Below are 23,351 nucleotides of genomic sequence, written 5' to 3'. Positions count from 1 at the left end.
GCTGAGGAGAAGCGCTTGCGGGCCGCCCTGGCGAGAGTCCGTTCGCCAGGCCGCCGGAGCGCGACGGACGCGTTGGGGAAGTACGGACGCGCCGGTGCAGTGACGTGGATCATGGGCCTGGGAGGGCATGGATGCCGTGCGCCGGGCGAGGTCTCCTGGGCACATGAACACAACACACACGGTTTCTTTCCCGGCACCGTCCCACTGGATCGACGGCCGCGCCGTCCGAGGCTCCGGGCCACTGCTCGACGTGGTGAATCCCGCCGACGAGTCGGTCGTCGCCACCCTGCATGAGGGGACGGACGCGGAGTTGGATCTGGCGGTGAGCGCCGCGCGCGCCGCGTTCGACGGATGGGCGGCGACGTCGGTGGAGCACCGGGCCGCCGTCATGCGGCGCCTGGCCGCGGGCCTGGAGAAGCACAGTGAGGAGCTGGCGGCCGTCATCACCCTGGAGATGGGCGCGCCGATCAGCTTCTCCCGGCAGGCGCAGGTGGGCTTCCCGGCCGCCTCGGTGCTGGCCGCGGTCGCGGCGGCCGAGCGGTTCGAATGGACGTACGAGGTGGAGAACTCGCTCGTCGTCCGCGAGCCCATCGGCGTCGTAGGGGCGATCACTCCGTGGAACTTCCCGCTCCAGCAGCTCGTGACCAAGGTCGTCCCCGCGATGCTCGCGGGCAACACCGTCGTGCTCAAGCCGTCGGAGCTCTCCCCGCTCAGCGCGCGGATGTTCGCCGAGCTGGCCGCCGAAGCCGGCCTACCCGACGGTGTGTTCAATGTGGTGCAGGGCAGCGGACCCGTCGTCGGCGAGGCACTCGCACGGCACCCGAAGGTCGACATGATCTCCTTCACCGGCTCCACCCGGGCCGGCCGTGCCGTGTCCGTCGCCGCCTCGGGGACCGTCAAGCGGGTCGCACTGGAACTGGGCGGCAAGGCGGCCCACATCATCCTTCCCGAGGCGGACCTGGACACCGCCGTCCCCCGGGGTCTGGCCTTCGCCTGGGCCAATGCCGGCCAGGCATGCGGCGCCTACGTGCGCATGCTCGTCCCGGAAGCACTCCAGGAGACGGTGGTCGAGAAGCTGCGGGCGGCGGCCGAGGAGTACGTCGTCGGCGACCCGGCCGACGAGGCCACTCGCATCGGCCCGCTCGCCTCGGAGACCCAGCGCCGGCGCGTCGAGGGCTACATCCGCCGCGGCGTCGCCGACGGCGCCACGCTCGTGGTCGGCGGCCCCGGCCGTCCTGAGGGCCTGGAGGCCGGCGCCTACGTCCGGCCGACCATCTTCTCCGACGTCGACCCCGCGTCGGTCATCGCCCAGGAGGAGATCTTCGGCCCCGTACTCGTCGTCATCCCGTACGTCGATGACGACCACGCCGTCGAGCTGGCCAACGGCACGATCTACGGGCTCAACGGCGCGGTGTCCGGCGATCAGGAGCACGCCCTGGCGATCGCCAGGCGCCTGCGCGTCGGCCAGGTCGATGTCAACGGCGGTCCGCACAACTTCCAGGCGCCCTTCGGCGGGTACAAGCAGTCCGGCAACGGCCGGGAGATGGGCCGTGCGGGACTCGAGGAGTTCCTGGAGACCAAGGCGATCACCCGGTAGCGCGGTCCGCGATGGTGTGACACACCGTGTTTCGGGAATGCGCTGTTCCATTCGCATCGTTGACCGTGAAGGAAGGTGGGACCACGAGAGGACAGCGATGACGGACCGATCAGCTCTGGCGGCCTTTCTCCGGACCAGGCGCGAGGCGCTCCAGCCGGAGGAGGTCGGCCTCCCCCGCGGGCGCCGCAGGCGAACGGCGGGGCTGCGTCGCGAAGAGGTCGCGTCCCTGTGCGACATGTCGGTGGACTACTACCGCCGCCTTGAACAGCCGCGGGGCCCCCGCCCCTCCGAGCAGATGCTCGCCGCGCTCGCCCGCGGTCTGCGTCTGTCCCTGGAGGAGCGGGATCACCTCTTCCGCCTCGGCGGCCACGCGGTGCCGCGCCGGGTGCGCGGGGAGGACCACGTCGATCCGGGAATGATGCGCATCCTGGACCGGCTGGAGGACACCCCCGCCCTGGTGATGGACCATCTCGGCCGGACGCTGCGGCAGACGCGTCCGGCCGTGGCACTGCTGGGCGACACGACGGTGTACACCGGCCCGGCCCGCAGCGCCCACTACCGCTGGTTCACCGACCCCGCCTCCCGTCTGATCCGTCCGCGCAGCGAGCACGCGGAGCAGAGCCGCCTGATGGTGGCCGATCTCCACGAGGCGTACACCCGCGACGGCGGGGACTCGCGGGTCGCCGAGCTGGTGGACGCGCTCATCGACAAGAGCCCCGAGTTCGCCGGTCTCTGGCAGCAGCGGCCCGTCCTCGGGCCCTCCTGCGCTCCCCAGCGTTTCCTCCACCCCCAGCTCGGCATGCTGGAGTTGCACTGTCAGACACTGGTCGACCCTGCCCAGGCCCAACGTCTCGTCGTCTACACCGCCACCCCGGGAACCGCGAGCGACACGAATGTGCGCCTGTTGTCCCTGCTGCCCGACAGCCTGTCACAGGACGGGGTCGTACGGGGTCACTAGTGCGGAGGGCTCAGGCCCAGGCGACAGCGTCCTCGTGCGCGAGCCGCGGCATGCGGTCGAACTCCGGGGGACCGGCCGGGTGGCCGATGTTCACGACGAGGACGGAGTGCCAGTCGCCGTCCTGGAAGAACTCCTTGTCGATGCCTGCCGCGTCGAAGCCGGCCATCGGTCCGGCGGCGAGACCGCAGGCGCGTACGGCGAGGATGAAGTAGCCGGCCTGGAGCGGGCCGTTGAAGGACGTGATGCCGTCCCGCTGGGTGGCGTCGGCGGCGAAGTGCTCCTTCAGCTCGGGCTTGATCGGAAGGATGTGCGGGATGTGCTCGTGGAAGCGGTGGTCCACGGCCAGAACCGCGACCGCCGGCGCCGAGGCCGACTTGGGCCGGTTCCCCTCGTCGAGGTGGGGCAGCAGGCGTGCCTTGCCTTCGGGGGTGCGGATGTACAGCACGCGCAGCGGCTGCAGGTTGGCGGCGGTCGGGGCCCAGCGGGCCAGCTCCCAGATGTCGGTCAGCGTCGCGTCGTCGACCGGCGTGTCGGCGAACGCGTAGGTGGTGCGCGCGTCCGTGAAGAGCGCTGCTCTGGCTTCGTCGCCGACCCGGGAAAGGGGAACCGAAGTGGTCACGTCGAACTCTCCTTGCTCGCAAATATGAAGCTGCTCTGCTCTGCAATGCTACTTCGAAAAACAGAGCGACATGGGCGAGCGTAGCACCCTGGCTATCCTGGGCACATGAAGGAAGCAGCCGACCCCCGATCGCCCGGCGCCGGCGACGCTCCCGCCGGACAGCACCATCCGGCGGCCTGCGACGGCGCCCTGACGAGGGCGTTCGGCTTCCTGGGCAAGCGATGGAACGGTGTCATCCTGGCCACGCTGCAGCACGGACCCCTGGGCTACGCCGAGTTGCGGCGTGCGGTGGACGGCATCAGCGACTCGGTCCTCTCGGAGCGCCTGTCCGAACTGTCGGGTGCGGGCCTCACCGTGCGTGAGGTGGAGCCCGGTCCGCCGGTCACGGTCCGCTACCGCCTCACGCCCGACGGGACGGCACTGATGCCCATCCTCGGTGAGCTGGCCGGCTGGGCCTCCCGCCACCTGCCGGAGACGTCGGCCACCGCGCGGCGCGGCAAGAGCTGAGCCGGCCGCGCCGGCCCCGGGTCACCGGGGCTGCCGCGGTGACCCGGCATCGGCCCCGGGCTCGCGCCGTGCCCCGCCGGCCGGGGACCACACCAGAGCGACCGCCGGCCCGGGGTCGGCACCGGGGTGGTCGGACCGGTGGTGACCGCCGCGGGTCTCCCGGCGTTCCCGCGCGCACTCCAGCGTCGCGCGCGCCGCGAGCAGCGCCGACCGGAGGTCGTAGGCGTACGCGAGGTCCTGCAGACCGCCGATGTCGATGTGGATCCCGGCGTGCGCCGTGCGGGCCTCGATCTCGCCGAGTCCGTCGAGCCCGGCGGCGATCCCGGCCTCGTCGCGCACGACGCCCGCGTGCTCGGCCATCACATGCCGCACCGAGCGCAGCAGGGCGCGGACGTTCTGGTCGCCGTCGGCCGCCAGCAGGCGGGTCATGTCCGTCTCCGCGGCGCGCACCGCCGCGGGGGAGCGCTGTTGCACGGTGAGCCGGGCCGAGTACTCCGCCGCCGCCCGGCCCGCGATCCGGCCGTGGACGAGGAGTTCGAGCAGCGCGTTCTCCTGCAGCCGCCTCGCTTCGTGCGGTGCGCCGGCCGCCTCCCCGATCACGTAGAGCCCGGTGACCTCGGTGCTGTGGTCCTCGGGCCGCACCCGGACACCGCCCAGGGAGTACTGGGCCGTCGGCGTGACCTCGACCGGGTCACGGGTGATGTCGAGCGTCTGCACGTCCAGCAGGGTCTGGTGCACCTCGGACAGTCGCGTCAGGACGGTCTCGCGCGGGAGATGGGACAGGTCGAGCCACACCCCGCCCGACTGGGTGCCGCGCCCCGCCCTGATCTCCGTGCAGGCGGCCGCCGCGACCCGGTCCTGGCTGCAGCGCTCCAGGTGCTCGGGTTCGTAGCGCGTCATGAACCGTTCGCCGAGGTTGTTGAGCAGCACGCCGCCCTCGCCGCGGGCCGCCTCGTCGAGGAGCAGGCCGGCCGCGTGCTCCGGCCCGACCAGCCCGAGGGGATGGAACTGCACCAGCTCGGGGTCGCGCAGCCGGGCGCCGGCCTCGGTGGCGAGACGCAAGGCGTCGCCGCCGCTCTCGTCGCGGCGCGAGGACGTGCGCCGCCAGATGCGGGTGTGTCCTCCGGTCGCGAGGATCACGGCATCGGCGTGCATCAGGTAGCGCGAACCGTCGACGAGGTCGAATCCGTAGGCGCCGAAGACCGTTCCGTCGTCGACCAGCAGCCGGGTGACGTACACGCCGGTGAGGACGGGGATGCCGAGCTCCGCCGCGCGGATCTGCAGCGCCCGGTGCACCCCCGGTCCGGCCTGCTCGCCGGCGCACGCCGTGCTGTCGTGCGCGTGGCCGGACCGGCGCCGGACCTGCCCGCGGTGCTCGGGGCGCGGGCCGTGGCGTCCCATGTCCTGGCTGCTCTGCTCCGCGTAGCGGGCGACGGCCCGGGCGGTGCGGGGGTCGGCCAACAGGCGCCCCTCACGCAGCGTTTCGGCCGCATGCCGCTGCCAGGCGTCGTCGGGCGTGGAGCCGGCCGTGGGCCACAGGGGGGCCGCGGACCCGAGGGGCGCGGGCGTGTTCTCGACCGTGTTCTTGGCCACGGCGATGACTGAGACTCCGGCCTCCGCGACCTCGATGGCGGCACGGAGGCCTGACCCGCCGGCTCCCACCACGAGAACGGATGTGGCGAGCTGGTGACCGAGCGACGACATGGGGGGACCTCCTGCGACGGGTGTGAACATCGGCACTGGTCGACCGGACAGCGGGCTCTTTTGTGACAACTGCCGGAGGCTTATCGACGTGGAGACCGTCACAGGCGACGGGCACACGGGGGTGCACCGTTCCAGGTATCGTTTCAAGGCTTGTTCCGACCATGATGTGGGGTCCCTTTTATCCCCAGATGTCCCGAGGAGCCGCGTCGCATGATCGCCAGTCCGCTTCCCGATCTGGTCGGCCGGCAACACGAGTGCGCGGCACTCGACGACCTGCTGTCCGGGCTGAGCGACGGCGAATCGGGCGTCCTGGTGGTCCGCGGCGAGGCCGGCATCGGCAAGTCGGTGCTCCTGGAGTACGTGGCCGCGCAGGCGTCGCGGGTGAAGGTGACCTGGGCGCACGGCATCGAGGCGGACATGGAGCTGCCCTACGCCAGCCTGCACCAGGTGTGCACCCCCTTCCTCGGCGAACTCGACGAACTGCCCGAACCCCAGCGCGACGCCCTGCGGGTGGCGTTCGGCATGGCCGCCGGAGATCCCCCCGACCGCTTCCTGGTCGGCCTGGCCGTGCTGACCCTGCTCACCCGGGCCTCCGAGACCCGGCCGGTGCTCGTCCTGGTCGACGACGCCCAGTGGCTGGACCAAGTGTCCCTGCAGACACTGGAGTTCGTGGCGCGCCGCCTGCTCGCCGAGCCGGTCGCCATGGCCTTCGCGGTACGGGACCCCGAGGGCGGAGCCGCCCTCAGCGGACTGCCGACCCTGCGCCTCCAGGGACTGGACACCGCCGCGGCCGGCCGGCTCCTGGAATCCGTCGTCGGCGGCCGGCTCGAGAAGCGGGTCCGGGACCGGTTCGTGACGGAGATGGACGGCAACCCGCTGGCGCTGCTGGAGTTCTCCCGCGGACGCAGCGCCGCCGAGCTGGCCTACGGTCTCGACTCGTCCATCCGGCCGGGCGCCTACGGACCGGTCGCCGGCCGCGTCGAACGCGACTTCGCGGGCCGCATCGCCTCCCTGCCGGAGGCGACCCGCACCCTGCTGCTGATCGCCGCGGCCGAACCGGTCGGCGACGCGCGCCTGCTGGTGCGAGCGGCCGCCCGACTCGAGATCGTGCCCTACGCGGCACCCGCCAAGGCGGCCGGACTGATCGAGTTCGGCGAGTCCGTCAGGTTCCGGCACCCGCTGGTCCGTTCCGCCGTGTACCAGGGGGCCACTCCCGAGGAACGCCGGACGGTGCACCGGGCGCTGGCCGACGTCACGGACCCGGTTCTCGACCCCGACCGGCGCGCCTGGCACGCCGCCCAGGCCACCGACGGGCCGGACGAGGACGTCGCCGCCGGGCTCGAACAGTCCGCCGACCGCGCGCGTCAACGCGGCGGCATTGCGGCCGAGGCGGTGCTGCTGGAGCGTGCGGCCGAGGCGACACCTGACGCGTGGGCGCGCGGCCGCCGGGCCCTCGCGGCCGCCGAGGCGCACTTCTCAGCGGCGGCGCCCGACCGCGCCACCGAACTGGCGACGGTGGCCGAACTGTGTCCCCTGAGCACCCTGGACCGGGCCCGCCTCGCGCGCCTGCGGGCCCGCATCCTGTTCGCGCGCAGCCGCAGCGACGAGGCGGCCCCGCTGCTGCTCGAAGCTGCCGCGCAGTTCACCGCCGCCGCGTCGCCGATGGCGCGCGAGACGTACTTGGAAGCGATCAGCGCGACCATCTTCGCGGGCCGCGTCCACGGCCCGACCGGTGCCCGCGCGGCGGCGATCGCCGCCCGCAACTCGGGGGCTCCCCCTTCCGGTTCGGAGGCCGCCGACCGCCTCCTGGACGGGGTCGCCGCGCTGCTCGCGGACGACCCCGACAGCGGCGTCCCGGCGCTACGGGGCGCTCTCGACCTGCTGGTGCACGAGGAGCTCGACACCCGGGAGGCGGTCATGCGCTGGCTGCTGCTGCTCCCGGTCGCCCTGGAGGCGTTCATCCATTACGCCTGGGACCTGCACGCCTGGGACGCCCTGTCCGGCCGGGCCGTGCGACTGGCCCGCGACATCGGAGCGCTCGGCGCCCTGCCGCCGGCCCTCATCTACGCCGGCGGCGTGCACATCCACTACGGCAACTTCCCCGAGGCCGACCGGATGATCGACGAGGCCGACGCGCTCGCCGCCGCCACGGGCCACGCCCCGCATCAGTACGCGACCCTGGTCCTGGCCGCGTGGCGCGGCGAGGCGGACGTCGCCACCGGCATCATCGACGAGGCCCGACAGCAGGCCGAACAGAGCGGCGAGGTCTCCCTGCTGGGAGCCACCGGCTACATCCAGGGGGTGCTCTTCAACGGCCTGGGCCGCTACGAGGAGGCGCTGGAGGCAGCGCGCGAGGGCATCGAGCACGACGGATTCAACTTCACCGGCCTGTCGCTGGTGGAACACGTCGAGGCCGCCACCCGCTGCGGCGAACCCGACCAGGCCCGGGCCTCACTGGCCCGGCTCGTCCAGCTCACCGGGGCCGCCGAGTCCGGTTGGGCGCACGGCGCCGCCGCCCGCTGCCGGGCGCTGCTGGCCGATGGCGAGGAGGCCGACGGGCTGTACCGGACCGCGATCGAGGAGTTCGGGCGCGGCGGTGTGGCCGTCGAAGTGGCGCGCACCCATCTGCTGTACGGCGAGTGGCTGCGCCGCGCCCAGCGCCGCTCCTCGGCCCGGGAGCAACTGCGCACGGCGCACGAGATGTTCGACGGCATGCGCGCGCACGCCTTCGCCGAGCGGGCCCGCCGCGAGCTGCTCGCCACCGGTGAGCACGTCAGCGTGCGGGAGGACCGGCCGGCCAGCACCCTGACGCCGCAGGAGTTCCAGGTGGCCGCGCTCGCCGCCGACGGCATGACGAACGCCAAGATCGGCGCGGAGCTGTTCATCAGCCCGCACACCGTGGAGTGGCACCTGCGGAAGGTGTACATGAAGCTCGGCATCAATTCACGCCGCGCGCTGCCCGGCGCCCTGGGCGACGCCCCGGCCGACGACCTCCACGACCAGGACGCGGCGCGCAGCGCCTGACGCCCGGCACGGACCCGACGGGCTCGGCCATGGGTGGGTCGCGGGGCCCGCGGGGGAGCCCCCCCGGGTCCATGGGCCCCCAACCCCCGGGGGCCACGGACCCCACCACGGGGTCCCACGGACTCCACCACGGGGAAGCAGGGGCGCGGGGGGCGGTGTCCCGGGGCGAGGGTGGAACCACGCCCTGGACGGGCGTCCCCTTCCACCCCGAGGAGTTCCCCATGCCCGCGACCAGCCTGCAGAAGACGACCGACCCCGCGCCCGCCCGGCTCGCGGGCCACGACGACATGGACACCGCCCTCGGCACCTTCCTGGCCGAGCGGACACGGCTCTTCCGCATCGCCTACCGCATCCTCGGCGACGTCACGGGGGCCGAGGACGTGGTCCAGGAGGTGTGGCTGCGCTGGCAGCTCACCGAGCGTGCGGCCGTCGACAATCCGGCCGCGTTCCTGGTGACCGCCACGACCCGGCTGGCCATCAACGTGGTCCGCTCCGCACGCCACCGCCGCGAGGTCCCGGTCGAGCCCCAGCTGGCCAGCCTCGGCGACCGGGTCGCCTCGGACCCCGTGCCGAGCGTCGAGCACAGCGTGGAGCAGAGCGTGGCGGTCGAGGGGGCCCTGGCCCTGCTCATGGCGCGCCTCACCCCCGACCGCCTGGCGGCCTACGTCCTGCGCAAGGGCTTCGGCTACGCCTACGCCGAACTGGCGGCGCTGCTGCGCATCAGCGCCCCGAACGCGCGGGTGGTGGTCCACCGGGCGCAGGCCCGCCTGGAGTCCGGCAAGGAGCACCCGGTCCCTGCCGAGTCGCACCGGCGTCTTGCCGCCGCGTTCCGCACGGCCGCCCGCACCGGCGACCTGGACGCCCTGCTGGAGCTGCTCACCTCCCAGGGCCAGGTGCGCCGCCTGCCGTCGACGTCGGGACCCGCCTGCCGACCCGTCGCGCAGGCAGCGTGACCCGCCGGCCGGGGCCGACACATGTCACACTGTTCAACGTTTGACGACAGTGTGAAAACACACCATGCTGTGTGTGTACCAGTGAAGACAGTAAGGAACATGCGATGTCCGCAGAATCTCCCGACCAGACCTTCGCGGGCCACGTGGCCGTCGTGACCGGAGCCGGCACCGGCATCGGCCGGGCCACCGCCGTCGCCTTCGCCGCGGCCGGCGCCCACGTCCTCGGGGTGGGGCGGCGCGAAGAACCGCTGAAGCAGACCGCGGCGCTGCACCCCGGCATCGAGGTCCTGGCGCTCGACATCTGCCGCGCGGGCGCACCCGCCGAAGTGATCAGGACCGCCGTGGAGCGCTGGGGGCGCCTCGACCACCTGGTCAACAACGCAGGCGCCACAGCGGTGATGCCGCTGGCCGACACCGACGAGCGCACGATCACCGACCTGCTCGCCCTGAACGTCGTCGCACCCAGCCTGCTCGCCCATGCGGCCCTGCCGCATCTGCGCGAGACCTCCGGCACGATCGTCAACCTTTCCAGCACCTACGGGCACCGGCCCATGCCGGGAGGTGCCCACTACGCGGCCACCAAGGCCGCCGTCGAACAACTGACGCGCAGCTGGGCGCTGGAACTGGCGGGGGAGGGGGTCCGCGTCAACTCCGTCGCCCCCGGCCCCACCCGCACCGACGTCATGCTGCACGCCGGTCTCACACCCGAGGCCGCCAACGACATGTACGCCTACGAACGCGAGCGCATCCCCACCCACCACATCGCGAGCGCCGACGAGATCGCCCACTGGGTGCTGCGGATGGCCGATCCCGCCGGGCGGCACGCGACCGGCCAGGTGATCACCGTCGACGGCGGACTCGAACTCGTCTGACACCGCCGTGTGCTGAGGGTGCCTCAGGCGGGGAAGTCGAACAGGCGATAGCCCCACACCGGCGTGAAGTCGAACCGCCGGTACAGCGCCTCACCTGCGGGACTGGCCACCAGCGCCGCCACATCCATGCCGCGCTCCCGCCCGACCCGGAGCGCGGCGGCCGTCAACGCGACACCGACCCCCTGCCTCCGGTGCTCCTCGGCGACGTGCACGAGGAAGATCCCGGCGACGCCGTGGGCGGCGATCACCGTGGTGGTCCCGACCACCCTGCCCTCCCGCAGGGCGGCCAGCCGGACGATGTCCCCGTTGTCCGCGCGCCGCGACTCGATGTGCACCATCGCGTCCTGCAGCGCGGACCCGATGCCCATCGACGTCCGGTAAGTGGAGACCAGTTCCGCCAGCCGTCGTGCGTCCCGGACCTCTTCCACCCGCAGCCCAGGGTGCGCCGACGGCGGCCCGGCCGGTCGGGCGAGCGAACGGACCATCACCGGAAGGCTCGCGACCTCCCGTCCGCCGTGGCGCCGCAGGAGGCCGGCCGTGTCCGCCGGGCTGTCCGGACCGACCCACCACCACCAGGGCACTCCTGCCAGTTCCCGGCGGGCCACCGCCACCGCCGCCCCGGCCTCGGACGGCTGGACGAGCCGCACCACGCCGTTGAACTGCGGCGCGGCAAGTCCGCTGCGGAACCGGTCGACACCATGTCCCGGCCGGCCGCCGGTCTCCCAGCCGAGCAGGTACTGACGGAAGTTGGCGAACACCGGGGCCATTCGAGCGGGCTGCGCCCTTGACAACATCTCTCTCACCTTGCGCTTCCCTCCACACTGTGTCCGTTATCGTTGCGTTCGGCGTTCCCGGTCCGTCATCGACCGCCAGGAGCGCTGCTGCCCGAGCGCCCGCACCCCATCACGCCAGAAGGAACCGGACACCGGATGCGTAGCAGGAAGGCCGCCGTCGTGGCGACCGGGGAGACGTGGGAATGACATGTTCTATCACACTGTCCCCCGACCTCAAGGCGGCCCGGAACAAGGTGTTCACGCTCCGATGTCACACATCGGGCGTCGGCCCGGTCAAACCCCTCAGCCGATTGGGGCGTTCGCGCACCGGCACGGCCCGTGAACACCGCGAGGCCGGCCGCAAGAGGAGGGGTGCTGCATGAAGGTCGTGGTGTTCGACGACGGCTCACTCATGGGCGTCGAGACAGCTCTGTGGGTCCGCGACCACGGGCACGAGGTGGCCGTGGTCTCGGCGCCCGAAGGCCTCGACGCGCTGCCACCGCAGGAGGTCACCGACGCCCTGCGCGGTTGCGCGGTGGTCGTCGATCTCCTTCACCAACCGTCCCCGGCCACCGGCACGTTCCCCGCCCGCAAGGACCCTCCCGAGGACGGGGCGGATCCCCTCGGCCCGTGGCTCTCCTCCACCGGCAGACTCCTGGACGCCGCTGTCGCCGCCGGGGTGCGACACCACGTGTGCCTCTCCGCAGTCGGCGTGGACCGGGTGAGCGGTGACGGCACCTTCCGGGCGCTGCGGAACCGGGAAACCATGATCGAGCGCTCGGGCACCGCCTACTCCATTCTCCGCACCACGCAGCTGTTCGAGGCCGCCGAAGGGATCGCCGACACGGCCACCGAGGACGGCATCGTCCGCGTGCCGCCGCTGCGGGTGCAACCGGTGTCCTTGACCGACGTGGCGATGTTCCTCGCGCACCTCGCGGTGTCCCGGCCGCTGGGCACGGTGCGCGAGATCGCCGGCCCCGAAGAGTTCGCTCTCGACCGCTTCGTGCGGATCGCGCTCGCGACCGACGCGGCCTACCGCCCCGTGCGCACACACCTCCACAGCCTCTTCTTCGGGGCCCGCCCGCGCGCCGCGGACCTTCTTCCGCGCACCGGCGCCTTCATCGCGCGGACCAGCTACCGCGCGTGGCTCGCCGGTCGCCCCGCGCCCGAGGTCAGCTCCTGACCGGGCTGACGGCCCCGCCCGCCACACCACCCCGATGCCACAAGAAGGCCGACAGATGAAGACACTGGACATCCAACTCCTCGGTGCGCCCCGCGCACTGGCGGCCGCACCATTGCGCCCTGACACCTCACCGCACACCGGACGGGCCTTGCGCCGCTTCGCCCTGGAACTCCACGTCCCCGACGAGCGCCACGAGGAACTGGAGGCCGAACTCCACGCGGCGGCGACCCCTGAGGGACCGCACCTGCCCGGCAGCCAGGGGAACTGGCGTGTCCTCGACGGCTGGAGCACGGTCTCGACAGGACACCGCCGTGAGATCCGCATCTACCGGATTCAGGTCGAGGAGGTCGAGGTTCTGGACCCCTCGGCCGTCGAGATCGACGGGCTGCCCCTGCGCCCGCGCGGCTACCGCGAACACGTTGAAGCCGGCACCCTCACGGTGACCCTCGTAGCGGACGTCCGTGACGAGGACGACGCGCAGCGCCTGGAGGAATCGCTCGCGCACCCGGACGCCTTCCACGACGTCGTCCGCCGGGGCATCAGCGACACGCCCCTGCGCATGCGGTTCGGGCGGTGTGTGTGGCAGCGGGCCCAGGACGGAACGCGGCGCCACCACCTGGAACTGATAGCCGGCAAGGGCGGGCAGGAAGCAGGCCACCGCGCCCGCGACCTGGCCGGCCAGCCGCTCCTCGCGCGCACCGCGGAAAGAACCATGGCCACCTCCCGCGCGCTGGCGGACCTGCTCCAGGAGCTGCACGCGCGCGGAGTGCTGGACGAACCCCGCCTGCGCGCCATCGAGGCGGCCGCGACGCCCCGTCCACCGACGCGCGAGGAAACGCGCGAACTGACCCGCACCGACCGACTGAGCGACTACTGGCGCTGAACGCGCCCGCCGCGCACCACCCCAGCAGAAAGCGATGATCCATGCCCGCAGGAGCCGAGGAACCCGTTCCGCAGATGATTCTGTCTCCGCTGACCAGTGCGGCGATCTTCCTGGTCGTCACGGTCGACGACGCAGGCGAGCCGACCGTCCGTGACCTCCTGGCGGACCTCGGCTCACTGGAGCGGGCCGTGGGCTTCCGCGCCCACCCCGATGGCCTGCTGAGCTGCGTGGCAGGCATCGGGTCGCACGCCTGGGACCGCCTGTTCGCCGGCGAACGCCCGGCCGGTCTGCACCCCTTCAAAGAACTGCGCGGCGCCCGGCACCGGGCCGTCGCCACCCCCGGCGACCTGCTGTTCCACATCCGTGCCACACGACAGGACCTGTGCTTCGCCCTCGCCACCGAGATCATGAGCCGGCTGCGCGGAGCGGTCACGGTGCAGGACGAGGTGCACGGATTCCAGTACTTCGACGAACGCGACCTGCTCGGCTTCGTCGACGGCACGGAGAACCCCACCGGCGCCCGGGCGCAGGCCGCCGTGCTCGTGGGAGAGGAGGATCCCGGCTTCACCGGCGGCAGTTACGTGGTGGTGCAGAAATACCTCCACGACCTCGACGCCTGGCGGGCCCTGCCGGTCGAGGCCCAGGAGCGGGTGATCGGCCGGCGGAAACTCTCCGACGTCGAGCTGGCGGACGACGTCAAACCGCCGAACTCCCACACCGCCCTTGCCACCGTGACGGACGTGGACGGCACCGAGCGGAAGATCCTCCGCGACAACATGCCGTTCGGGACAGTGGGCACCCAGGAGTTCGGCACGTACTTCATCGGCTACGCGCGCAGCCCCGAGGTCACCGAGACGATGCTGGAACGCATGTTCCTGGGCACGGACGAGGCGACGCACGACCGAATTCTGGACTTCTCCACCGCGGTCACGGGCACCCTGTTCTTCACCCCGACCACGGACTTCCTGGAAGACCCGCCCCCGCCGCCAGTGCCGGACACCGGCCTGCCCGGGCGCCCGTAGGGCCGCCCCTCACCCCTGCCTCCACCCTCACGCATGCCCCGCACCCGTGCACCGATGTCTTTCGCCCGACGGCCGAAGGGCGCGCCGGCCCGGCCGCACGGCCCGTGCCACAAGGAGTTCACATGACCAGCACCGCCGAGATACCCCCGTCGTCGGCCGGGGCGGCCGACCCCGCCCCCCTCGCCCACGTCGCCTCCATCGCGGCCGCCGCCGCGATGGGCGGTTTCCTGTTCGGCTACGACAGTGCCGTGATCAACGGCGCCGTCGAGGCCATCCGGCACCGCTATGACGTCGGCTCCGCCGTACTGGCCCAGGTCATCGCCATCGCCCTGATCGGCTGTGCCATCGGTGCGGCCACCGCGGGCCGTATCGCCGACCGCATCGGCCGGATTCGCTGCATGCAGATCGCGGCGGCCCTGTTCACCGTCAGCGCCGTCGGTTCCGCGCTGCCCTTCGCGCTGTGGGACCTGGCCCTGTGGCGGGTCATCGGCGGGATCGCCATCGGCATGGCCTCCGTGATCGGCCCGGCCTACATCGCGGAAGTCTCTCCGCCCGCCTACCGCGGGCGGCTCGGCTCCTTCCAGCAGGCGGCGATCGTCGTCGGCATCGCGATCTCGCAGCTCGTCAACTGGGGTCTGCTGAACGCCGCGGGCGGTGACCAGCGCGGCCGGCTGATGGGCCTGGAGGCCTGGCAGGTCATGCTCGGCGTGATGGTCGTTCCGGCCGTCCTGTACGGGCTGCTTTCCTTCGCGATACCGGAGTCCCCGCGTTACCTGATCGCCATCGGTCGGCACGAGGAGGCCCGCCGTGTCCTCGGCGAGATCGAGGGCAGGGGAACGGATCTCCAGGCGCGCGTCACCGAGATCGAGACGGCCGCGCGAGGGGAGGAGAGGTCGACCTTCAAGGACCTGCTGGGCAGCGCCTTCTTCTTCAAGCGGATCGTCTGGATCGGTATCGGCCTCTCCGTCTTCCAGCAGTTCGTCGGCATCAACGTCGCGTTCTACTACTCCTCGACGCTGTGGCAGTCGGTCGGTGTCGACCCGACGGACTCGTTCTTCTACTCGTTCACGACGTCGATCATCAACATCGTCGGCACGGTGATCGCGATGCTCCTCGTCGACCGGATCGGGCGCCGGCCGCTGGCCGTGGTGGGCTCGGCCGGTATGGCCGCGGCCCTGGCACTGGAGGCATGGGCGTTCTCCGCCCGCTCGGCCTCGGGTGAACTCCCGGCCGCACAGGGCTGGATCGCGCTGATCGCCGCCCACGCCTTCGTCCTCTTCTTCGCCCTTTCCTGGGGCGTCGTCGTCTGGGTCATGCTCGGCGAGATGTTCCCCAACCGGATCCGTGCCGCCGCCCTCGGCGTGGCCGCGTCCGCGCAGTGGATCGCCAACTGGGCGATCACCGCGAGTTTCCCGTCGCTGTCCGACTGGAACCTCTCGGGTACGTACGTCGTCTACGCGCTCTTCGCGGCGCTCTCCATCCCCTTCGTCCTCAAGTTCGTCCAGGAGACCAAGGGCAGGACACTCGAGGACATGGGCTGACTGCCTCGAAAACCGGGGGAGAGGCGGCCGTCCCGCACCGGGCGGCCGCGGACGGGGACGTGCGCCCCGCCCGCGGCCGACGGCCTACGCCTCCTCGTCGACCCAGCTCATCAGCTTGCGCAGCTCGCGGCCGGTGGTCTCCAGCAGCAGTTCGGAGTCCTGCTCGCGATACGCGTGGTACCTCTTCAGGCCGCCGTGGTACTCGGCCATCCACTCACGGGCGAAGGTGCCGTCCTGGATCTCGGCGAGGACCTTCTTCATCTCGGCCTTGGTGGCGTCCGTGATGATCCGCGGGCCGGTGACGTAGTCGCCCCACTCGGCGGTCTCGGAGATCGACCAGCGCATCTTCTCCAGGCCGCCCTCGTACATGAGGTCGACGATGAGCTTCAGCTCGTGCAGGCACTCGAAGTACGCGATCTCCGGCTGGTAGCCGGCCTCGGTCAGCGTCTCGAAACCGGCCTTGACCAGAGCGGAGACACCGCCGGCGAGCACGGCCTGCTCACCGAAGAGATCGGTCTCGGTCTCCTCGGTGAAGGTCGTCCTGATGACGCCGGCACGGGTGCCGCCGATGCCCTTGGCGTAGGACAGTGCCAGCGCCAGAGCCCCACCCGTCGCATCCTGTTCCACGGCCACCAGGCACGGCACCCCGCGGCCCTCCTCGTACTGACGGCGCACCAGATGCCCCGGCCCCTTCGGCGCGACCATGCACACGTCCACACCGGCCGGCGGTTTCACGAAGCCGTAGCGAATGTTGAACCCGTGGCCGAAGAACAGCGCGTCGCCGTCCCGCAGATGCGGAGCGATGTGCTGCTCGTAGATCTCGCCCTGCAAGGGGTCCGGTACGAGGATCATGATGACGTCCGCCTCGGCGGCGGCCTCGGCCACCGACACCACCCGCAGGCCCTGCTCCTTCGCCACGGCCCTGGACGCGGAGCCCTCGTGCAGGCCCACGCGCACATCGACGCCGGAATCCCGCAGGGACAACGCGTGGGCATGGCCCTGGCTGCCGTAGCCGATGACCGCGACTCTGCGGTTCTGGATGAGGGAGAGATCGGCGTCCGCGTCGTAGAACAGCTCAGCCATGGAACACACCTTTCTAGGACAGCTCCCCGTCGGCCCACCGGCCGAGACCAGGCCGACAGAGCACGGCCTGCGCAGGAGAAGGAACAGGAAGAAACAGGCGAGTAGAGCCGGTAGCGGCAGCAGTTGCCTCCCCGCCACCGGCGCCCGGGTGCCACGCACACCGGACCCGTCATCACAACAATGACACTATCTCACGCACACTGTGCGCCGACCGCATGTCACCTCTGCCGGACAGTGTCACAGATGCCCCGGCTCGCCGGTCAGTGGACTGATATCCACGCCGACGAGCCGAAAGAGCTTTGACATGCCCCAGGACCAGTCCATCACGGCCGGCGCCACCGCGACGACCGGCATCACGACCCTGGAAGACCTGCGCACCCACCTCCAGTGGGCGATCGAGGTCGAGCACTCCACCCTCCCGCCCTACCTGACCGCCCTCTACTCCCTCGACCCCGAACGCAACGCGGACGCCGTCCAGTTGATCGGCGGAGTGTTCGTCGAGGAAATGATCCACCTCGCCCTCGTCGCGAACCTGCTCAACGCCGTCGGCGGCGAACCCCGCCTGGACACGCCGCACATGCTGCCGCCGCACCCGCGGACCATGCCGCACGCCGATCCCTCCATCGAGCTGGCGCTCCTGCCGTTCGGCAAGGAAGCCCTCGGCATGTTCCTCCGCCTGGAACAGCCCGCGCACCCGGGAGACGCGGCGGAAGGCGACCACTATGAGACGATCGGACAGTTCTACGACGCGATCGAGAAGGGCCTGCGCGACCTGTGCGCCGAACTGGGCGAGGACCAGGTCTTCACCGGGGACCCCGCCCGCCAGGTCGCCGGCGGCCCGTTCGTCCACACCGCGGGCCACCTCGCCCCCGTCACCGACCTGCGCACCGCTCTCGCGGCGCTGGAGGAGATCGTCGAACAGGGCGAGGGCGCCGCGCGCGCCGAGGTCTGGGACGGTGACAAGGACGTGGTCCACCCCGAGACCAAGGCCGTCTCCCACTACTACCGCTTCCAGGAACTCGCCGTAGGACGCCGCTACCAGCTCGGTGACACCCCGCAGTCCGGCCCCACCGGGGAGACCGTGACCGTGGACCCGGCCGGAATCCGGCCGGTGCGCCCCAACCAGCAGCTGGCCGACCACCCCGAAGGCCACGCGATCCGCACCGCGCAGGAGGCGTTCAACCAGACGTACTGCAAGATGCTCCAGATGCTGGAGCAGGCCTTCAACGGCAACCCGGCGATGCTGGGCATGTCCGTGGGCACCATGTACGCGGCCAAGGGTCAGGCGCAGAGCCTGATGGCGATGCAGGACGACGACGGCCTGGCGGCCGGCCCGACCTTCGAGTACATCGCCCCCGAAGACCGGGCCTAGCCGACGCACGGCACCCGCCCCGCGACAGACCCGTCAGGAACCGGACTTCTTCTCTTCACGCCGCGCGAGAACGACAGAACCCGCGATGAGGAGCGAGGCGACGACCCCGGTACCGAGCACGGGAAACGGTGCGAACGTCAAGGACAGGACGACCACGGCCGCGGCAGGCGGAAGGACATTGCCTGCCGCGGACACCTGGGCGGCCCGCCGGTGCAGCAGCCACACACAGGTGACGAAGAGGGCGACCGGCACCGTGTACACGGCCGCGGCCTGGACATCGGTCAGCGCGCGATCGCCGGTGACATGAGCGACATTGACCGCGAGCGCCGCACCGACGGCAGCCGCCGCCGCGAACACCACGTAGTGCCCGTAGCCCCACAACATCGCCGTCCGCTGAGTCCGCAGCCGCCGATGCGCTTCCTGGGCGAAGTACAGCCACCACAGCGCGAACACGGTCAGCAGCCCGCCCAGGGCGACCGGCAGCACGGCCCCGAGCCGCCGGTGAGTCTCCAGCGCGTCACCGACGGCAAGCCCTGCGGCCATCACGGACTCGCCGAGCACGATCAACGTGAACAGGCCGTAGCGCTCGGCTATGTGCTGAGGGTGCCAGGTCGTGCCCTCAGCCCGCTCGGCCCAGACCGGCACCGCCAGTTCCAGCCCGGCCAAGGCGGCGAACGTCACGGTCCCGCCGTCCACCGGCACCGCCAGCCGCACCAGCCATGCAGCCTGTAGCACCAAAATGCCCACGGCGTACCGCACCGCGGACCGCCGCCGTTCCCGATCCGTACAGGCGGCACGCACCCACTGGCTGACCATGGCAAGCCGCATCACCACATAGCCCCAGGTGATGACAGCGAAGTCTCCGCGCTCCAGGGCGGCGGAGGCCCCCGCGGCCATCACCAGAGCGCCGATGATCTGAACCAACGTCAGGAGCCGGTAGGGGACATCGTCCGTGTCGTAGGCCGACGCGAACCAGGTGAAATTCATCCAGGCCCACCAGATCGCGAAGAACACGAGCGCATAACCGAGCAGACCGTGCCCCGGACGACCCGAGACCAACTCGTGCTCGAACGCGGACGACGCCTGCGCGACAGCCACCACGAAACACAGATCGAAAAACAACTCCAGCGCACTGGCGGCACGATGCTCCTCACCGGAGTGACGAGCCAGCATCGGCCGGTACCAAGCGGTGAACATGTTCGTGGACTGACTCATGACGTCCTGATCCCTGGGCGGAACGGCCTTCGATGACGCCTTCGGTTCACGTCGGCGACCGTCGGCCGAGGTCGTCGGATACGACCGGGCCCGACGGCGATGTGTGACACGCGCCCCGGAGAGGTCGCAGGGCGGGCCGTCCAGCGACCGGCCTGTCACAAGTAGCCCGATTGCACTGTCAGTGGTGCGAGGCCGGCACGGAAGGTGTCGGCCCGCGGCACGAACGACACCAACGACACGAACTGCCGTCACCCCGGCCGCCCGCCCTGGAGGAACCTCCATGCCCGAACAGCTCCCCCAGCCGTCGCTCCTCGTCCTGGACCCTGAAGCCTCCGACCACCACGCCGAGCACCAGGCGTTACGCGCCCGCGGCCCGGCCACCCGTGTGGACGTCCTGGGCCTGACCGTCTGGTCGGTCACGGACCCCGCCCTGCTCAAGCAGCTGCTCACCAGCGCGCAGGTCTCCAAGGACGGCCGCGCCCACTGGCCCGCCTACGCCGACACCGTGTCCACGTGGCCGCTCGCTCTGTGGATCGCGGTCGAGAGCATGTTCACGGCGTACGGCGGCGACCACCGCAGGCTGCGCCGGATGGTCGCGCCGGCGCTCAGCGCCCGCCGCATCCAGGCACTGCGGCCGACAGTGGAGTCGATCGTCACCGCCCTCCTCGACGACCTCGACGCACGGCCTTCCAACCAGAGCGTGGACCTGCGCGAACACTTCGCCTACCCCCTGCCCATCGCGGTGCTCGGCCGCCTCATGGGCATCCCCGACACCCAACTGCAGGGATTCCGCTCCGTGGTGGACGGAGTCTTCGACACCACCGCCACCGCCGAGCAGGCTGCCGAGAACACGACATCCCTCTACAAAGCCCTCGACGACCTGATCGCCGCCAAACGCGCCGAACCCGCCGACGACATGACCACTCTCCTCATCGCCGCCCGCGACGAGGAGGGCGACGGCGACGGTTTCACCGACCGCGAGCTGCGCGACACGCTCCTGCTGATGATCAGCGCCGGTTACGAGACCACGGTGAACGTCATCGACCAGGCGGCCACCGCCCTGCTGACCGACCCCGGACAGCTCGGCCATCTCCGCGCGGGCCGCGCGAGTTGGGACGACGTCGTGGAGGAGACCTTGCGCCACGAACCGGCCCTCAAACACCTGCCCCTGCGCTACGCGCTCACCGACATCCCCCTGCCCGGCGGCGGGACGATCCCCCGCGGCGACGCGATCCTTGCCTCCTACGCCGCCGCCAACCGCCACCCCGACTGGCACGGTCCCACCGCCGACCGCTTCGATGTCACCCGGCCGACAAAGGACCACCTCTCGTTCGGCCATGGCGTCCACTTCTGCCTGGGCGCCCCGCTGGCCCGTCTGGAAGTGGCCACGGCGCTGCGCCTGCTCTTCGCCCGCTTCCCCGACATCGAACTTGCCGTTCCCGCCGCCGAGTTGAAGCCTCTGCCCACTCTGATCGGCAACGGTCACCGGACGCTGCCGGTCCATCTTCGCCGCAGGACGGTGGGATGACCGGATTCCAACATCTACAGCTACTTCGCCCTGCTCTGCCAAGTGAGAGAGTACGTCGTGCACGATCATCGCGTAGCGCGCCAGCATCGGCGGATAGGAGTCAGGGCCGCCATCGGGAGCGGTGGCGTCCTTCACCAACGTGTCCCGGTGGCCGTGTTCCATCGCGCTGCGAGCGGTCGACTCCACGCACATCGTTCCGATCATCCCCGCCACGACGACGTGTTCGATGCCGTGGCGCTTGCGCTGGATATCGAGGCCGGTGGTAGCGAACAGGTCGAGGCTCTTGTGCGGGGCGATGCTCACGTCGCCGGGACCGGGCCGCAGGCCGGGGTGAGACACGATCGTCGACCCGTTCAAGGACGCCTCGGTCCTGTTGAAGGCCAAGGATGACAAGCCCGGCAAGCTGCTGGCTGGATCCACCGTCAAGGTCGGCAGCGGTGACAAGACCCTCCTCACCCTGATCACCGGCTCCGACGGTACGGCCACCGGCAAGCTGCCCGTCAACTCCCGTACGGGTAAAGACTTTTGGGTCAAGCAAGTCAAGGCACCCGCCGGCTACGACCTCTACAAGCCCTCGAAGGACTTCAAGGCCACGCCAGGCGATCCGGTGACGGTCGCCACGACCAACGCGAAGACGGCGACCACTCCGCCACCGACGGAGAAGCCGACCGACAAGCCGAGCGACAAACCCTCCCAGGGCGAGGAGACCCCGGCCTTGTCCGACTCGACCACCACCACCTCTGACGAGACCGCGTCGAGCACCGCGGCGCCCGCCCCCGAGGGGGCGCTCGCGCACGCCGGCGCCGGCCTCCTGATCGCCGCCGGCGGAGGCGCCCTCGCAGTAGCCCGCCGCCGTCGGACGAACTACTCCACCGACGAGAGGTATTTCCTCCCGCAGCACTGCCGAAGGCCCCCGGAATCACCGGATTCCGGGGGCCTTCGCATGGGCGCACGGACGGTGGGGGGCCTGGCTCACCTCCTCCGGTCGCGCGTCTGGGACCTGGAGAGCGCCCGGGCTGCTACCGAACGTTGGCGGCCACCAGATGTGGGTAGGCCTCGTGCGCGCTCTTGTACAGGTCCCGGCTCACCCGCACGGCGCCACCGCGCCGCTGCATGTGCACCAGGTCGGCGAGCGTCGTCTTGCCCGAGCAGGGCTGCCCGGCCACGAACACCACCACCGGCCGCGCCTGCGGCACCCAACACTTCTCGGTGGAGAAGGTGATCTCCCGGTAGGGCGCTGACGGTTCCACGCACCGTCGGTCGAGTCGCACGGCGAAGCCCTACGGGTTCGGCACCTCCTGAAGGACCCAGCCATTGCCGTCCGGGTCGGTGAAGTCCGCGTACGTGCGGTAGTTGCGGCGCTGAGGGTCAGGTCCGCTGATCCACCTCTCGTCCGTACAACGGTGGAAGATGTCGCTGGTGTCGTGATAGACCTCGCCCACCTCCACACCCCGGCCGACCAGCTCGTCCCGTGCCTCGAAGATGTCCGAGACAATGAGGTGGAGGCCTTTGGACGACCCGGGGGCGGCCAGGGTGACGCCGGTGCCGAAGAGCACCGAGCAGGGCGAACCCGGGGGTGTCATGTGGACGACCCGGTAGGTCTCGTCCGTGACGTGGTCGGCGTCCAGACGGAAACCGACCGCCTGGTAGAAGGCCTTCGCCCGGTCGACGTCGGAGACGGGCAGCACCAGGACTTCCAGTTTGAGATCCACTTGTCGTCACTCTCTTACGGTTCACCGTGCAACGGTGTCATCGGATCAGGCGGCACAGCCCGCGCCTTCGAGTGTGTGGCCTCCATCGGCCACCATCACACGGTGTCGCAGGATACCGCCCCGAACCTGCGGCAGGCGAACCGGTGGTGGAAGCGTCCTGTGGGGGCGAGGTTCCGATTCGGCCAATCATGGCTGGTAACCCGTACAGCGCAAGAGATGAGGCTTGCCGACCTGTTGATCAACGTGACACGGTGTCACACGTTGTTCCTGTGCGTCGTCGCGCACCGCTGGCGCCGCACTGTCGAGGAGAGGAAAAGTCACACATGTCATTTCTGGGCTGGAAGAAGAAACTTGTCTCCGCGAGCCTCGTCGCGCTGGGTGCGACGGGCGTCACGTTCGGGGGAGCCGCAGCCGCGCACGCCGACACCGTGATCGGGCTCTACGACACGCAGGCTCAGTGCCTCGCGGTCAAGGTCGTCTACCAGAGCAACGACCCGGGCGGCAGCTACTACTGCGACAACGACCACGAGGCCGGCGTCTGGTACCTCTGGAAGCGGTAGGTACTTCGGTCCATACCGTGACGCATGTCGGCCCACCGCCCCGGTCGGTGGGCCGACGGCTTCCTTCGCACACGACCCCGAGCGCAGGAGTCGTGGTCGTGGACAGAGAGTCATCACGTAGTCATTCGACTGTTGACCGAGCCGGACCCGTCTCAAGGGAAGAGGTCAGGGGCAGGTAAAATCCGTGCCCGTGACCGATGTCAGAGGTGTGCCGCCGACGCTGAGCCTGATACGAAGAAAAACGG

At 70.9% G+C, this 23,351-nt stretch carries 21 protein-coding genes and 1 pseudogene; 13 read left to right on the top strand and 9 right to left on the bottom strand.

What is annotated here, in order from left to right:
- Positions 1 to 163: 163 nt before the first annotated feature.
- A complete protein-coding gene (locus tag J3486_RS14520; RefSeq protein ID WP_207820696.1) occupies positions 164 to 1,597 on the top strand; it encodes an aldehyde dehydrogenase family protein in 1,434 nt (477 codons plus the stop codon).
- A 97-nt stretch (positions 1,598 to 1,694) separates the two neighbouring features.
- A complete protein-coding gene (locus J3486_RS14515) occupies positions 1,695 to 2,555 on the top strand; it encodes a helix-turn-helix transcriptional regulator (RefSeq protein ID WP_207820695.1) in 861 nt (286 codons plus the stop codon).
- 10 nt (positions 2,556 to 2,565) lie between these two features.
- Here J3486_RS14515 and J3486_RS14510 read toward each other — a convergent pair whose 3' ends face one another.
- Positions 2,566 to 3,174 (bottom strand): malonic semialdehyde reductase, encoded by a 609-nt coding sequence (locus tag J3486_RS14510; RefSeq protein WP_207820694.1) that lies wholly within the window; start codon positions 3,172 to 3,174, stop codon positions 2,566 to 2,568.
- A gap of 105 nt (positions 3,175 to 3,279) precedes the next feature.
- Here J3486_RS14510 and J3486_RS14505 point away from each other — a divergent pair, with 105 nt between their 5' ends.
- Positions 3,280 to 3,681, top strand: a complete 402-nt coding sequence (locus J3486_RS14505; protein ID WP_207820693.1) for a helix-turn-helix domain-containing protein — start codon at positions 3,280 to 3,282, stop codon at positions 3,679 to 3,681.
- A 21-nt stretch (positions 3,682 to 3,702) separates the two neighbouring features.
- On the opposite strand, the gene J3486_RS14500 is transcribed toward J3486_RS14505, so the two are convergent.
- A complete protein-coding gene (locus tag J3486_RS14500; RefSeq protein ID WP_207820692.1) occupies positions 3,703 to 5,385 on the bottom strand; it encodes an FAD-dependent oxidoreductase in 1,683 nt (560 codons plus the stop codon).
- 210 nt (positions 5,386 to 5,595) lie between these two features.
- Here J3486_RS14500 and J3486_RS14495 point away from each other — a divergent pair, with 210 nt between their 5' ends.
- From J3486_RS14495 to J3486_RS14485, 3 genes are all read left to right on the top strand, one after another.
- Positions 5,596 to 8,409: a LuxR family transcriptional regulator gene (locus J3486_RS14495; protein WP_207820691.1), complete on the top strand. Its 2,814-nt coding sequence runs from the start codon at positions 5,596 to 5,598 to the stop codon at positions 8,407 to 8,409.
- 221 nt (positions 8,410 to 8,630) lie between these two features.
- Positions 8,631 to 9,362 (top strand): sigma factor, encoded by a 732-nt coding sequence (locus J3486_RS14490; RefSeq protein WP_207820690.1) that lies wholly within the window; start codon positions 8,631 to 8,633, stop codon positions 9,360 to 9,362.
- Positions 9,363 to 9,466: 104 nt separating this feature from the next.
- Positions 9,467 to 10,234, top strand: coding sequence for an SDR family NAD(P)-dependent oxidoreductase (locus J3486_RS14485; protein WP_207820689.1), 768 nt, complete (start codon positions 9,467 to 9,469; stop codon positions 10,232 to 10,234).
- 23 nt (positions 10,235 to 10,257) lie between these two features.
- On the opposite strand, the gene J3486_RS14480 is transcribed toward J3486_RS14485, so the two are convergent.
- Positions 10,258 to 11,028: a GNAT family N-acetyltransferase gene (locus tag J3486_RS14480; protein ID WP_207820688.1), complete on the bottom strand. Its 771-nt coding sequence runs from the start codon at positions 11,026 to 11,028 to the stop codon at positions 10,258 to 10,260.
- Positions 11,029 to 11,386: 358 nt separating this feature from the next.
- Between J3486_RS14480 and J3486_RS14475 the strand changes: the two genes are divergently transcribed.
- The 4 genes from J3486_RS14475 to J3486_RS14460 all read left to right on the top strand — a co-directional run bounded on the left by J3486_RS14475 (position 11,387) and on the right by J3486_RS14460 (position 15,636).
- Positions 11,387 to 12,190, top strand: a complete 804-nt coding sequence (locus J3486_RS14475) for an SDR family oxidoreductase (RefSeq protein ID WP_207820687.1) — start codon at positions 11,387 to 11,389, stop codon at positions 12,188 to 12,190.
- 55 nt (positions 12,191 to 12,245) lie between these two features.
- Positions 12,246 to 13,073, top strand: coding sequence for a hypothetical protein (locus tag J3486_RS14470; protein WP_207820686.1), 828 nt, complete (start codon positions 12,246 to 12,248; stop codon positions 13,071 to 13,073).
- A 41-nt stretch (positions 13,074 to 13,114) separates the two neighbouring features.
- Positions 13,115 to 14,095, top strand: coding sequence for a Dyp-type peroxidase (locus J3486_RS14465; RefSeq protein ID WP_207820685.1), 981 nt, complete (start codon positions 13,115 to 13,117; stop codon positions 14,093 to 14,095).
- A gap of 122 nt (positions 14,096 to 14,217) precedes the next feature.
- Positions 14,218 to 15,636 carry a sugar porter family MFS transporter gene (locus J3486_RS14460; protein ID WP_207820684.1) on the top strand — a complete coding sequence of 473 codons (1,419 nt, stop codon included), beginning with the start codon at positions 14,218 to 14,220 and terminating at the stop codon, positions 15,634 to 15,636.
- A gap of 84 nt (positions 15,637 to 15,720) precedes the next feature.
- Here the strand turns inward: J3486_RS14460 and ilvC are convergent, their stop codons facing one another.
- The gene (gene ilvC, locus J3486_RS14455; RefSeq protein WP_207820683.1) at positions 15,721 to 16,719 is read right to left on the bottom strand and encodes a ketol-acid reductoisomerase; all 999 of its coding nucleotides are present in this window, start codon (positions 16,717 to 16,719) and stop codon (positions 15,721 to 15,723) included.
- A gap of 304 nt (positions 16,720 to 17,023) precedes the next feature.
- On the opposite strand from ilvC, the gene J3486_RS14450 reads away from it, so the two are divergent.
- Complete coding sequence (locus tag J3486_RS14450; protein ID WP_207820682.1) at positions 17,024 to 18,091, top strand: ferritin-like protein; 1,068 nt, start codon at positions 17,024 to 17,026, stop codon at positions 18,089 to 18,091.
- A gap of 33 nt (positions 18,092 to 18,124) precedes the next feature.
- Here J3486_RS14450 and J3486_RS14445 read toward each other — a convergent pair whose 3' ends face one another.
- Positions 18,125 to 19,306 carry a low temperature requirement protein A gene (locus J3486_RS14445; protein WP_207820681.1) on the bottom strand — a complete coding sequence of 394 codons (1,182 nt, stop codon included), beginning with the start codon at positions 19,304 to 19,306 and terminating at the stop codon, positions 18,125 to 18,127.
- Positions 19,307 to 19,586: 280 nt separating this feature from the next.
- Here J3486_RS14445 and J3486_RS14440 point away from each other — a divergent pair, with 280 nt between their 5' ends.
- Positions 19,587 to 20,834 (top strand): cytochrome P450, encoded by a 1,248-nt coding sequence (locus J3486_RS14440; protein ID WP_207820680.1) that lies wholly within the window; start codon positions 19,587 to 19,589, stop codon positions 20,832 to 20,834.
- A 129-nt stretch (positions 20,835 to 20,963) separates the two neighbouring features.
- Here the strand turns inward: J3486_RS14440 and J3486_RS44055 are convergent.
- The 4 genes and pseudogenes from J3486_RS44055 to J3486_RS14420 all read right to left on the bottom strand — a co-directional run.
- A pseudogene (locus tag J3486_RS44055) lies at positions 20,964 to 21,173 on the bottom strand (cysteine hydrolase family protein); the annotation flags it as partial.
- A 225-nt stretch (positions 21,174 to 21,398) separates the two neighbouring features.
- On the bottom strand, positions 21,399 to 21,596 hold the full coding sequence (locus J3486_RS44940) for a hypothetical protein (protein WP_207820679.1): 198 nt from the start codon (positions 21,594 to 21,596) through the stop codon (positions 21,399 to 21,401).
- 257 nt (positions 21,597 to 21,853) lie between these two features.
- Positions 21,854 to 22,084: a zeta toxin family protein gene (locus tag J3486_RS44045; protein ID WP_307804813.1), complete on the bottom strand. Its 231-nt coding sequence runs from the start codon at positions 22,082 to 22,084 to the stop codon at positions 21,854 to 21,856.
- A 30-nt stretch (positions 22,085 to 22,114) separates the two neighbouring features.
- Positions 22,115 to 22,546 carry a VOC family protein gene (locus J3486_RS14420; protein ID WP_207820677.1) on the bottom strand — a complete coding sequence of 144 codons (432 nt, stop codon included), beginning with the start codon at positions 22,544 to 22,546 and terminating at the stop codon, positions 22,115 to 22,117.
- 323 nt (positions 22,547 to 22,869) lie between these two features.
- Here J3486_RS14420 and J3486_RS14415 point away from each other — a divergent pair, with 323 nt between their 5' ends.
- Positions 22,870 to 23,106, top strand: coding sequence for a hypothetical protein (locus tag J3486_RS14415; RefSeq protein ID WP_207820676.1), 237 nt, complete (start codon positions 22,870 to 22,872; stop codon positions 23,104 to 23,106).
- Positions 23,107 to 23,351: the final 245 nt, after the last annotated feature.

Origin of the sequence: Streptomyces sp. VRA16 Mangrove soil, assembly GCF_017377775.1 — a bacterium.
Taxonomy (GTDB): Bacteria; Actinomycetota; Actinomycetes; order Streptomycetales; family Streptomycetaceae; genus Streptomyces.
Note: the sequence above shows the minus strand (reverse complement) of the source record. Positions and strands in the feature narration are given on the sequence as shown.